General features: G+C 45.2%; 14 protein-coding genes. All 14 read left to right on the forward strand.

Translation table 11 applies throughout. The features are described 5' to 3' along the window. Window positions 1-11: 11 nt before the first annotated feature. The 14 genes from BUB67_RS13350 to BUB67_RS13410 all read left to right on the forward strand — a co-directional run bounded on the left by BUB67_RS13350 (window position 12) and on the right by BUB67_RS13410 (window position 10,724). Window positions 12-296, forward strand: coding sequence for a hypothetical protein (locus tag BUB67_RS13350; RefSeq protein ID WP_073239910.1), 285 nt, complete (start codon window positions 12-14; stop codon window positions 294-296). Then, the gene (locus BUB67_RS13355; protein WP_073239911.1) at window positions 296-700 is read left to right on the forward strand and encodes a DUF2634 domain-containing protein; all 405 of its coding nucleotides are present in this window, start codon (window positions 296-298) and stop codon (window positions 698-700) included. Before BUB67_RS13350 ends, BUB67_RS13355 begins: the two co-directional genes overlap by 1 nt. Further along, window positions 700-1,830, forward strand: coding sequence for a baseplate J/gp47 family protein (locus tag BUB67_RS13360; protein WP_073239912.1), 1,131 nt, complete (start codon window positions 700-702; stop codon window positions 1,828-1,830). Before BUB67_RS13355 ends, BUB67_RS13360 begins: the two co-directional genes overlap by 1 nt. A 4-nt stretch (window positions 1,831-1,834) precedes the next feature. Continuing rightward, the gene (locus BUB67_RS16660) at window positions 1,835-2,671 is read left to right on the forward strand and encodes a hypothetical protein (RefSeq protein WP_073239913.1); all 837 of its coding nucleotides are present in this window, start codon (window positions 1,835-1,837) and stop codon (window positions 2,669-2,671) included. 14 nt (window positions 2,672-2,685) lie between these two features. Next, window positions 2,686-2,994, forward strand: a complete 309-nt coding sequence (locus tag BUB67_RS13370; protein WP_073239914.1) for a hypothetical protein — start codon at window positions 2,686-2,688, stop codon at window positions 2,992-2,994. A gap of 1 nt (window position 2,995) precedes the next feature. After that, window positions 2,996-3,442 carry a hypothetical protein gene (locus BUB67_RS13375; protein WP_073239915.1) on the forward strand — a complete coding sequence of 149 codons (447 nt, stop codon included), beginning with the start codon at window positions 2,996-2,998 and terminating at the stop codon, window positions 3,440-3,442. Then, entirely contained in the window at window positions 3,442-3,612 is a 171-nt protein-coding gene (locus tag BUB67_RS16665) for a hypothetical protein (protein WP_180261016.1), read from the forward strand. The genes BUB67_RS13375 and BUB67_RS16665 overlap by 1 nt, the downstream gene beginning before the upstream one ends. Beyond that, window positions 3,609-3,956, forward strand: coding sequence for a hypothetical protein (locus BUB67_RS13380; protein ID WP_073239916.1), 348 nt, complete (start codon window positions 3,609-3,611; stop codon window positions 3,954-3,956). The genes BUB67_RS16665 and BUB67_RS13380 overlap by 4 nt, the downstream gene beginning before the upstream one ends. Beyond that, window positions 3,949-5,052, forward strand: coding sequence for an SUMF1/EgtB/PvdO family nonheme iron enzyme (locus BUB67_RS13385; protein WP_073239917.1), 1,104 nt, complete (start codon window positions 3,949-3,951; stop codon window positions 5,050-5,052). Before BUB67_RS13380 ends, BUB67_RS13385 begins: the two co-directional genes overlap by 8 nt. 71 nt (window positions 5,053-5,123) lie before the next feature. Next, window positions 5,124-5,465: a diversity-generating retroelement protein Avd gene (avd, locus tag BUB67_RS13390; protein ID WP_073239918.1), complete on the forward strand. Its 342-nt coding sequence runs from the start codon at window positions 5,124-5,126 to the stop codon at window positions 5,463-5,465. A gap of 319 nt (window positions 5,466-5,784) precedes the next feature. Further along, the gene (locus BUB67_RS13395) at window positions 5,785-6,915 is read left to right on the forward strand and encodes a reverse transcriptase/maturase family protein (protein WP_238457060.1); all 1,131 of its coding nucleotides are present in this window, start codon (window positions 5,785-5,787) and stop codon (window positions 6,913-6,915) included. Window positions 6,916-7,245: 330 nt separating this feature from the next. Next, a complete protein-coding gene (locus BUB67_RS13400) occupies window positions 7,246-7,875 on the forward strand; it encodes an archaeosortase/exosortase family protein (RefSeq protein ID WP_159431843.1) in 630 nt (209 codons plus the stop codon). After that, entirely contained in the window at window positions 7,844-9,169 is a 1,326-nt protein-coding gene (locus BUB67_RS13405) for a TIGR03111 family XrtG-associated glycosyltransferase (protein ID WP_073239920.1), read from the forward strand. Before BUB67_RS13400 ends, BUB67_RS13405 begins: the two co-directional genes overlap by 32 nt. Window positions 9,170-9,362: 193 nt before the next feature. Continuing rightward, a complete protein-coding gene (locus BUB67_RS13410; RefSeq protein ID WP_073239921.1) occupies window positions 9,363-10,724 on the forward strand; it encodes a TrpB-like pyridoxal phosphate-dependent enzyme in 1,362 nt (453 codons plus the stop codon). Window positions 10,725-10,851: the final 127 nt, after the last annotated feature.

The raw sequence follows: 10,851 nt of genomic DNA on the forward strand, positions 1-10,851 counted from the left end.
GAGGGAGAGAAATGTTGGAGCAGATGATTCAAAACGTCATTGAAAAGCTCATAAAGACGAAATATGCACACATCAAGCTCCCCTCTGCCGTGTACGCAAAGGTTACGAAGGTTCAGCAATACCCGGACTATTATCTTTACAATCTCAAAATACTTGACGAAAACAAGGCGGTCAATGCTGAATTTCCTGAGATTCCTGAAGTAAAGTCAAAGGTTGTGCTTGAAAGCGGGGATGTGGCGGCGGTGCTTCTCCTCTACGGCCAACTAAATGTTTATATCGTGGGGAAGGTGGTTTGATGGCTGGTCTATATGATACGGACATAAAACTTGATGAAGATTGGCAATTGACGGCTGCTGCCAATGGTGACGCTCCCCTCTCCTCTGATACGGACTGCTTTATTCAGGATATCAGGCTTGAGGCATTGTCCCAGGAGGGAGAGCTCTTCTATGACGAGACTTGGGGATGGTCGCTTCTTGACTTCATTCAAGCGGATGATGACGAGCTGGTAAGGCTTGAAATCGAGCAAAGGATTCGGACGAAGCTCTCAAGGCGTGAAGAAATTGATAGCGAGACAATACAAACAAAGCTAAGTTTTGAGGATGATAAGATATCCGTCAAGGTGGCGTTTAAGTTTACTAATGACTCGAAGCAGTACATCTTAGATATTGTACTGGATAGGGTCGAGGTGGTGATGGTGTAATGATTGACGAGCAAATATTGGATGAAATCCTTCCGGTGCCTGACAGAGAGGAATTGAAAAACTCAATCGTGCAGGAACTTAAAGACGAGGGCTTCAGGATATCCAACTTCAACTCAGGGGGAATCTTCTATACCCTGCTGATGATAGTCATCCAGATTAGAATCGAGCTGGTGAAGCTTCTGAGAAAGGTTCTAAACAATGTATTCCTGTCCCATGCTGAAGACGTGTGGTTGGAACTGAAGGCGGCAGACTTCTCCAAAAAGAGAAAGCAGCCGACAAAGACAAAAGGATATGTAACCCTTGAAAGGGACGCTCCCGGAGATGCGGTCAAGATAGCCAAGGGGGACATATTCAAGACGGAGCAGGATATCAACGGAGAGGAGCTCCGGTTCCTGGCGGTCGAGGACACGGTTCTGCAAAAGGACTCCTTAAGCCAAAAGGTTCTTGTCCTGGCTGAGAAGGAAGGTGCAAAATACAACGTTCCACCGGGACAGATAAACAAGTCGCTCACTCACATTGAGGGCATTGACAGGATATTCAATGATTCTGACTGGCTTGTTCAGGAAGGGAGTGACCTTGAGGATATCGAGAGCCTGAGAGATAGAACCCTGAACTCATGGGCAGAGCTCTCCACCATGCCCATAGCTGACAAATACAAGAATGTTTGTGAAGGAGTCGAAGGGGTTCTGTTTGTAAAGGTTGATGATATGCATCCACGAGGCCAGGGGACTATCGACATCATCGTGACCTCGACGGCGGGAGCCGCAACTCAAGACCTGCTTGACAAGGTTGAGGCCCAGGCCGTCACCATAAAGGGGCCATATGACAACCTGCTGGTGAAGTCTTCGGAGATTGTGGAGCAGGATTTTGATATCGTCATTTATATTGCGGAGGATGCAAGCGACGAGGGCGTTAAAGAGAAAGGTGAAGCAATTATCACCGATTTGATGAAAATCAGGAAAGACAGGGAGCTCAACCGGCTTTACTTAGATGACATCAGGTATGCCCTGAAAAGCGGAATCCAGGTTTACAAGAAGTCAGACATTATCTCCCCTGCCGATGACGTAATCCTGAGCAATGACAAAGTGATTATGCTCGGTTTGCTCAATATAACCGTTGAGAGGGTGTAGAGGTATGTTTGAAAAGTTTCAGGACTATATGTATTACCTGCTCTTTGGCCCTCTCAAAAAAGTCGCCAAGGCAAAAAACCAGTTTTATATACTCTTCAAGGTGCTCGGGAAGCTGTTTGACCAGACAAAACAAGATATCTTCCGGGTCAGAGCGGAGTCGATGGTAATCAGTGCAAGCAGTCTTATGCTTGAAGAGCATGGGCGTGACCGTCGCATGAAGAGACTCAAAGGGGAAAGCGTTGAAAACTATAGAATGAGGCTTTCAATGAAAAATATTATTGCTGAGAAAGCCGGAACGAATGAAGGTATCCTCCTTGCACTCAAGGCTCTTGGATATGAACAATCACGAATTGAGCCATTTTACATCCATGACCCTGAAAGGTGGGCTGAGTTCCTGGTCTATCTCTCGTCAAAGCAGCAAGTCGGCATCAATGACATGGCGGTTATCGACAAGGAAGTCATGAAGGTCAAGCCTGCAAGTGGAAAGCCCAGTTATGGGATAGAGGAATATACGCAGGTTGAAGCCAGGTCGGAGTTTAAGGGCGGCCTTTACCGGTATCCATTATGCAACACCTTCCTTTGCGGGGTGTGGCCCTACAACAATGATAATGTGGGCTATCTGCTCAGGACTGACTTGAGTCATGAATCGACGTACAGAGAAGGCAACTTCTCCTATCCCCTGGCCGGGACGATTGCTGCATCCGAAAGACTGTATCAAGAAACGGACTTTGTGCAGTGCAACCATGAGAGCTCAACAATAGAGGCAGAAACGGAGTATGAGGGTAATACATTCAACTATCCTCTCTGTAATCAAATAAGGGCGGGAGAATATCCAAACTAAAGGAGGTTTGATGGATGAAGACATTAACTGCAACGGGTATTACCAAACAGCTCACAAGGCTGAAAGACTCATTGTCACATGCAACCTATCTGCTGAACGGGCAGCAAAGACAGACTGATATCTTTAAAACGGAGATAAACCAGGACTTTATAAGGATATTCGTCTACCTGGATGACACTGTTTCGGGAACGGTCAGCAATATCAGTTTAGTTGACAGGGACGGTGATGTGGTGGCTCTTGCAACCAGAGAGTTTATAAAACCTCAATCCAAAGGGCTGTATTCGGTCTTTGCTTATAAATTCGTGGAAGTGGAGGTGAGCTAAAATGAAGCCTTACAATCTCAAGCAATGGCAAGACCATATTGTTGACGAACTAACGGGAGAGGTGATTCAGGAAGGGACTCCCGTCAGTGCGACAAACTTAAACAATATGGAGACCGGTATTCTTGGAGCTGACGGTTTTGCCTCGGTTCTGATTCAACAGGCAATGCAGTCCAAAAGAAGCATAGCTGACCTGGAAGGAGAGCTTGTGGAAGTGTCATTGAGCAATACAATGAGCTATCCCTTTAACAACTCAGAGACAACCGTTGCCCTCCAAAAGGCAAGGGACACCTTGAATTACAGGGTGCTCACTGAGGTTCTAAGCTCCAACGGGTTTGTCGGAGACATTGAGGTGTACGACAAGGCCCTGAACGGCTTTAAAATCCGGTACACAGGCAGCGCAACGAGTGCAACAATCAAATGTTTTATCCAAGGGGGTATGTTTCAATAATGGCGAACGTGATAATTAAGAGCAGCGAGAGGCAAGAAAGGACGAACAGGGTCTTGAGGGACTTTGGACACAACAGCTCAACGGCCAACAAGCAAACAAGGGAATACGCTGAGTGCATTGCTCAGAGGAGTCATGAAGTGATTAAGAAAGCGGAGGGATTGAAAAGATGAACGGTCAGGTAAATATCGTTGAAAAGAACGAAGGGCCAAAAATCAACATCGTGCAGGACGGGACAAAGGTCATCCTGGATGAAATCATGACCCTTGACCTTGAGAAGTACGAAAGGGACTTTGATGTTCATATTAACATTTGCACTAATGAGTTCGGGTTCCTGACCTTCGGGCTCAATAAATGGTATGTTGCACAGATAGACATACCGGCAAGGGCATACGATACCGTCATTGACGGTGAGGATGAGAATGGCAATCCAATGGAAAAGCAATTCCCCATCCCATTTGATATGGGCAAGGTGACAATAACATTATGGGCTAAAGGAGGAGCAACCAATGAGTAATTTTGATGACATGAAATTAGCGGTTGAAGCGTTGTCGGGCGGGAAAAATACGGTCTTGTTTGATGATATGGGGCTCCCTTCAATCATGGTGAGGATACCGCTATTCAAAAGCATTGACGTGATGACCGGTGGAGAAGATGCGGCTCATCCAATGTTTGTTGTGAATGGAGTTCAGAAATCTGAAGTGATGGTCTCCAAGTATCAAAATATTGTCATGTATGACCGAGCCTACAGCCTGCCCTTTAAAGACCCGAAAACAAGCGTGAACTTCGATACAGTAAAAGCCTACTGTGAAAATAAGGGCTTAGGATGGCATCTGATGACGAATGCTGAATGGGCCGGGATTGCGCTTTGGTGTAAGAAAAACGGCTTTATGCCCAGGGGGAACAATAACTATGGAGCTGACCATTCCGCTCCCCATGAGAAGGGTGTGGGAACCTACTTTGACAGTGGAGCCGGGAAGACCGGCAGGGTTGCAACCGGAAGTGGCCCGGCAAGTTGGGCTCACGACAACACCAACGAGGGCATATTTGACCTCAACGGCAACGTGTGGGAATGGGTCGGAGGCTTGAGGCTTAACAACGGGGAGATACAAATTATCCCTAACAACGATGCCGCTGCTGCTGTTGACCAAACGGCGACAAGTGCGTTGTGGAAGGCCATGTTGCAGGACGGAAGCCTTGTGGCCCCCGGCACGGCCAACACTCTAAAGGTGGACAATACCACGGCAGGCGATGCAACCGCTACCTCTCATGATGTTGGTGGAGACCCGAGGATAAACACGGCGGTTGAAAACCAGATGTATACACCGGGAGGCCAGTATGATTACGGATATTCATACACAACCTTCGAAACACTGGCTGCTGAAGCAGGAGTAACAATCCCGAATCTCCTCAAAGCTTTAGGAATGTTTCCGATTGATGCGGCGCATGGGGCAGACGGTTTTTATGCTCGTAACTATGGAGAAAGGCTCCCGATTCGTGGCGGCGCTTGGGGTGGCACTTCCCATGCGGGCGTGTTCCGCGTCGACCTGTACTACTCTCGTGCGCGCGTCAGTGCGAATATCGGTTTCCGCTCCGCTTTTGTTACTCTGTAATCTGTTTTCTGAATATCTGTCGGGGAGAGCGATAGCTCTCCCCCCACCCTGAAGTAAGAGAGGAGTTTTAGATGGAGCAATTAAAGATATACCAAAAAATCTATGACATGATAGTCTACGGAAACAACTGCCTACTTCAGTTTCCCAGGTCAGAAAGATATGCGCTTGCAACGGAGATTAAGAAAAGCATGTATACGCTGCTGAGGTTGGCGATAGTGGCAAACAAGAAGTATTATAAAAAGACAACTCTTCAGGAAATGGATGTTGAGCTGGAAACATTAAAAACCTTTATAAGGGTTGCGGCAGACCCTAAATTCAAATACTTGGGACTGAAGCAATATGAAAATTGGAGCAAGATGCTCAGCGAAATCGGGCGCATGTTGGGAGGATGGATGAAGGCAGTAAAGCAGTAAATAAATAAACAAAAACTATGGGGGATGAGTCTATTGAGCTCCCGATTCGTGGCGGCAATTGGGGTAACACTTCCAATGCGGGCGTGTTCAACGTCAACCTGAACAACTCTCGTGCGAACGTCAGTACGAATATCGGTTTCCGCTCCGCTCTGCTCTCATAGTCAATGGCTATAACCTCATGGGGTTATAGATAGCACAGAGAGAACAAAGGGGCTCATTCCCCTGCTGAAAAAGCAAAATATTGAATTGCTATAGAAGCATCGAGTAAGTAATGAAAGATGCTACATATAGTACTAATAAAAACAAGGGGATGCAAAAATTGTCTCAGAAATTAAAGAACCTTTTTCCGAAAATCATTGATTTTGAAAACTTGTACATAGCGGCCCTTGAAGCGAGAAAAGGGAAACGTTTTAGGGATGAAATATTAAAATTTAACAGCCAGCTTGAGGAAAACTTGATTATTATTCAAAATGAGCTTTTATATAAAACCTATGAAGTAGGCAAATATAGGCAGTTCTTTATACATGACCCTAAAAAGAGATTAATCATGGCACTGCCTTTCAAAGATAGAGTTGTTCAATGGGCCGTATACAGGATTTTATACCCGCTCTATGACAAACAGTTTATTTTTGATAGTTATGGTTGCAGAGTCGGAAAAGGCACTCATAAAGCGGCAGACAGGCTTCAATACTGGTTGCGGCAGGTAGACCGCAAGAGTCAAAAATACTATTACCTTAAGCTTGATATCTCGAAGTATTTTTATAGAGTCAACCATGCGATATTACTTGACATCCTAAGAAAGAAGATTGTTGATAATGACTTGATGTGGCTGCTTGAGACCATAGTCAACAGTGAGGACGTGGCCTTTGGGCTCCCTGCCGGAATGGAAGCCGATGACTGCCCGGAAGAAGAGAGACTGTTTGATACAGGGATGCCAATAGGAAACCTTACCTCACAACTCTTTGCAAATGTCTACTTAAACGAGCTTGACCAGTATGTAAAGCACAAATTGAGGATACATTACTACATCAGGTATATGGATGATATAATAATCCTGTCGGATGATAAGAAATACTTACACAAGGTCAAGGAAGACATTGGAACATTCCTGAAATCGGCTCTTGCGCTTGACCTAAACAACAAGACTGCTATCAGACCCATATCTTTAGGTGTTGAGTTCGTGGGCTTTAAGATATGGCCTACCCATAGGAAGCTAAAGAAAAAGACTCTGAAGAAGATTAAGAGGAGGGTCAAAACGCTTCAAAAAGCCTATGAAAAGGGGTTGATTGCCTTCGATAAGGTGAATGCCTCAATGCAGTCCTATTTCGGCATCATGAGGCACTTCAACAGCTATAACTTCAAAACAAAACTCCTGAACGAGTGCGTATTTCAACGGGGCGAAGACCAGCACGTCCAGGAGCGTTATTCTCAAAATAATTGGCAAGAGTAAAGCCAAAGACCCTCAGAAATAGTTCTAAAAACCAGCGTTATTTTTGCCAAAAATCATGAGAATTTTTGCCAAAAATTTTGAGCGGCTACAGAGAGTAGTGGGGAAGTTGATATTAGGTTATATTCAGTTACCGGTAAATTTTTATCCGACTACCGGGGTGAATGGGGGGACGGACTCAGGGAGGGAGGAACCAGATTCGAATTTGCCATTCCAATGGAGGATCTCAATGTTTACCCGTCTCAACCGGTAAATTTTTACTTAACGGGTATTGGGAGTGCCGGTGATCGCTTACCTGATTATGGCGATATCATGTGGACACCTTTTCCTGTTATGGTTAAGAACAAATTAAGTCTTACCGCTGTATCAATCTTTTGGATAGCGGTAACAGTATTTTTTTACAGACACCGTATTTGGCTTTTTTATTATATCTGGGGCGCCGTGGGTTTTACCCTCCTACTGGTTTCCTTTTTGCGCGGTTCTTTTGTGGAATACCAGTTGGAACACCAGGCGGCCATGTTCCTGCACCAGTTGTTAAACTATTTTGATATAGAAACCGCTGTTTTTGACCGTGCAGTATGTACTCTTTTAATTATGACCGAGGTAGACAATAGCTGGACTGTCCTTAATGTTGACATCGAAAACTCAGGTCTCCTGGAAATGTGTATCTTACTGGGGTTGATTATATTCTACCCTCCTTACAAACCTACCAGAAAGGCGATATTCTCTCTGGTGGCTGTGGTCTGTGTTTACGCCATTAATCTCTTACGTCTTTTTATCGTTATATTTTCTATTCACTGGTTTGGCCGCGATATTGCTTCTATTGCCCATTCAATTTTGGGCAGGCTGGTATTCTTTATCCTGATTGTTGCCCTGTACTGGGAGATTTTGACCAAACCATCATTAAAAATAGTCCGGGAGAACATCGAAAATGACGCAAGTATTACTGGAAAGGGCACTTGACTTTATGATCTTTTGGGGGATCTGGCTGTTAGTGCCCCTGGTTGCAGATATTTCTGTGGCGGTGGGTTATTTTACAACCTTGCTCTTTTATGGTGAGGAAAAGCTGGGGAAAAAGGAACATTTAACGTATTACCCCTATGTCACCATTGTTGTTCCTGTATACAATTCCGCTGCGACCCTGGAAAAATGCCTGCTGTCCATCATCAATCAAACCTACCCTGTAGAATATATTCAGGTTATCTGTGTGGATAATGGCAGTAAAGATAACAGTTTTGAGGTGTTCCAGCAATTTCAATACAAATACCGGAACATGTCCCTTATGTGGACCTCGGTGGACCGACCCAGTAAATCGATTGCCTTAAATGTTGGCATGTATTCCGGTCAGGGGACCTATTTAATCAATTTGGATTCCGATAGCTGGCTGGATAAAGATGCGGTCATGCATATTGTTCAAACATTTGAAAATGACACCGCACTGGTTGCGGCAACCGGAAGCATCCGGGTTGATAAGGAAGTTAAGGGAAACCCCCGGCTGATCGACATAATTAATTACTGTGAAATGATAGAGTATCTGGTGGCTTTCGATGTAGGCAGGCGTTACCAAACCATTACCAATACCCTTTTTACCTTATCCGGCGCCTTTTCTATATTCCGCCGGGAAACCATGCTACAATCCTTTTTATACCAGGAACGGACAGTTTCAGAAGATACCGATTTGACTTTTCATATCAGAAACATTACTAAATCTACTGGGAGGCGGATTGGCAGCGTGGTGGATGCAATTGCCTATGTTGAGCCAATCGAATCATTAGCCCGGTTGTATTCCCAACGGGTCCGTTGGCAGCGGGGAGAAATTGAAGTGATTGCCATGTATAACAAGACGATTCCCGTAGCCTTTCGGGCAATGCGAGATTTTGTGGGGCGGATCCTGATCCTGGACCATACGCTGGCCTTTTCAAGACTGGTATGGACTTTCTTGACTCCCTTTTTATACTTTCTTGGTTACTCCCTGCCGTTGGTGTTGGTGGCAATGATCGGATTATTTGTTTGTTACCTGATACTTGAAATTTTGTATTTTATCGTGTCTTACCACAGTGTGAAAGATTCTTACAGGGAAAAATTAAAAAAAATATGGTGGGTCATATTTTTCTTGCCCTTCTACCGCTATTTGGCTTACTGGTTCCGCCTGGCCGGCATTGTCCAAGGAGTGACTGAGCCAAAAAGCTGGCGAGTGGAAAATCCTGTCAAGCAAACAATTGAGGCACTGAAGAGTTATTGTACCCAAAGGAAATGATGTAACATTCATCAATAACTTTCTGCTATGGCAGGACTGCACAGAAATAAACGGTTAGTCCCGCTGGTAAACCAAAAACCGGGCTTAGCTTGCAGTTAACGATATTTGTCGAATTGTATTTATTGAATTATGAAACAAAATAATCTATTATTTTGTTTAATCTGCCCAGTTTAGATGAGAGGAGAAAAACGAGATGAGTAAACAAATAACAAAAATTCTGCTCAACGAAAGTGAAATGCCCACCCGCTGGTACAACATCCAGGCAGATATGCCCAACTTGCCCAAACCTCCGCTCCATCCCGGTACCAGGAAGCCTATCGGCCCCCAGGATTTATCGGCAATCTTTCCGGATGAATTAATTAAACAGGAAGTCAGCCAGGAAAGATGGATTGACATTCCGGAAGAAGTGCAAGAAATCTACCGGTTATGGAGGCCGTCTCCCCTGTACAGGGCCAGACGCTTAGAAAAAGCTCTGGATACCCCTGCGCGTATTTATTATAAGTATGAAGGGGTTAGCCCGGCCGGGAGTCACAAACTTAATACAGCTGTACCGCAGGCCTATTATAACAAGATGCAGGGGATTAAACGTCTGGCCACCGAGACCGGCGCCGGACAATGGGGTATTGCTTTATCACAGGCATGCACATTCTTTGGGTTAGCGTGCACTGTCTACATGGTTAAGATTAGTTACCAACAAAAGCCGTACCGCCGGACAGTGATGAACATTTTTGGTTCTGAGGTATTTGCCAGCCCAAGTAACCAAACTGAATGTGGCAGAAAAATACTGGAACAGGACCCCGGTAATCCCGGCAGCCTTGGCATAGCCATCAGTGAAGCGGTTGAGGATGCAGCGCTTCACCCCGATACCAATTACGCTCTGGGCAGCGTCCTGAACCACGTGATTCTGCACCAGACCGTAATAGGGCTGGAAGCCAAAGAGCAGATGGCAAAGGTTAATGACTACCCGGATATCGTAATAGGCTGCTGTGGCGGCGGCAGCAATTTTGCGGGAACAGCATTTCCCTTTGCCCATGACAAGCTGGTTGACGGGAAAAACGTTCGTTTAATAGCAGCTGAGCCAAGCGCCTGTCCCACCTTAACCAAAGGAAAACTTAGTTACGATTTTGGCGATGTGAGTGGGTTGACACCCCTGCTGTATATGTATACCCTTGGCAAAGACTTTATGCCGCCCGGCATTCATGCAGGCGGCTTAAGGTATCACGGCGATTCACCTCTGGTCAGCCAACTGGTACATGACGGAATTATCGAAGCCAAAGCCTTTGGCCAAACTGCTATTTTTAACGCAGCGACGCTGTTTGCCAAAAACGAAGGAATTATTCCCGCCCCCGAATCAGCCCACGCCGTTTGTTGCGCCATAGAAGAGGCCTTGATCTGTAAGGAAGCCGGAGAGGCAAAAACCATATTGTTTACCCTGAGCGGTCACGGTTTATTAGATTTGCCGTCTTACGAGAAATTTTTGGACAACAAGATACAGGATTACAATTTAAGCGACGAAGAAATTACCAAATATTTGAAAAATTTACCTCAGGTATAGCACATTTTAAACCACTCCATACTGGCCCATGGTGTGAATTTGCAAATTAAAACTGCACCTGTTTTTCACAAACAAATGGCATAAAATGTCGCCATAATATGATAATCTTGCAAATAAATTTGGTTAT

Origin of the sequence: Desulforamulus putei DSM 12395 (assembly GCF_900129195.1) — a bacterium.
GTDB classification, from domain to species: domain Bacteria; phylum Bacillota; class Desulfotomaculia; order Desulfotomaculales; family Desulfotomaculaceae; genus Desulfotomaculum; species Desulfotomaculum putei.

Coding starts and splice junctions, on each gene's coding strand:
- BUB67_RS13350 (WP_073239910.1), top strand. CDS start 12: ATGTTGGAGCAGATGATTCAAAACGTCATTGAAAAGCTCATAAAGACG.
- BUB67_RS13355 (WP_073239911.1), top strand. CDS start 296: ATGGCTGGTCTATATGATACGGACATAAAACTTGATGAAGATTGGCAA.
- BUB67_RS13360 (WP_073239912.1), top strand. CDS start 700: ATGATTGACGAGCAAATATTGGATGAAATCCTTCCGGTGCCTGACAGA.
- BUB67_RS16660 (WP_073239913.1), top strand. CDS start 1,835: ATGTTTGAAAAGTTTCAGGACTATATGTATTACCTGCTCTTTGGCCCT.
- BUB67_RS13370 (WP_073239914.1), top strand. CDS start 2,686: ATGAAGACATTAACTGCAACGGGTATTACCAAACAGCTCACAAGGCTG.
- BUB67_RS13375 (WP_073239915.1), top strand. CDS start 2,996: ATGAAGCCTTACAATCTCAAGCAATGGCAAGACCATATTGTTGACGAA.
- BUB67_RS16665 (WP_180261016.1), top strand. CDS start 3,442: ATGGCGAACGTGATAATTAAGAGCAGCGAGAGGCAAGAAAGGACGAAC.
- BUB67_RS13380 (WP_073239916.1), top strand. CDS start 3,609: ATGAACGGTCAGGTAAATATCGTTGAAAAGAACGAAGGGCCAAAAATC.
- BUB67_RS13385 (WP_073239917.1), top strand. CDS start 3,949: ATGAGTAATTTTGATGACATGAAATTAGCGGTTGAAGCGTTGTCGGGC.
- avd (WP_073239918.1), top strand. CDS start 5,124: ATGGAGCAATTAAAGATATACCAAAAAATCTATGACATGATAGTCTAC.
- BUB67_RS13400 (WP_159431843.1), top strand. CDS start 7,246: ATGGTTAAGAACAAATTAAGTCTTACCGCTGTATCAATCTTTTGGATA.
- BUB67_RS13405 (WP_073239920.1), top strand. CDS start 7,844: ATGACGCAAGTATTACTGGAAAGGGCACTTGACTTTATGATCTTTTGG.
- BUB67_RS13410 (WP_073239921.1), top strand. CDS start 9,363: ATGAGTAAACAAATAACAAAAATTCTGCTCAACGAAAGTGAAATGCCC.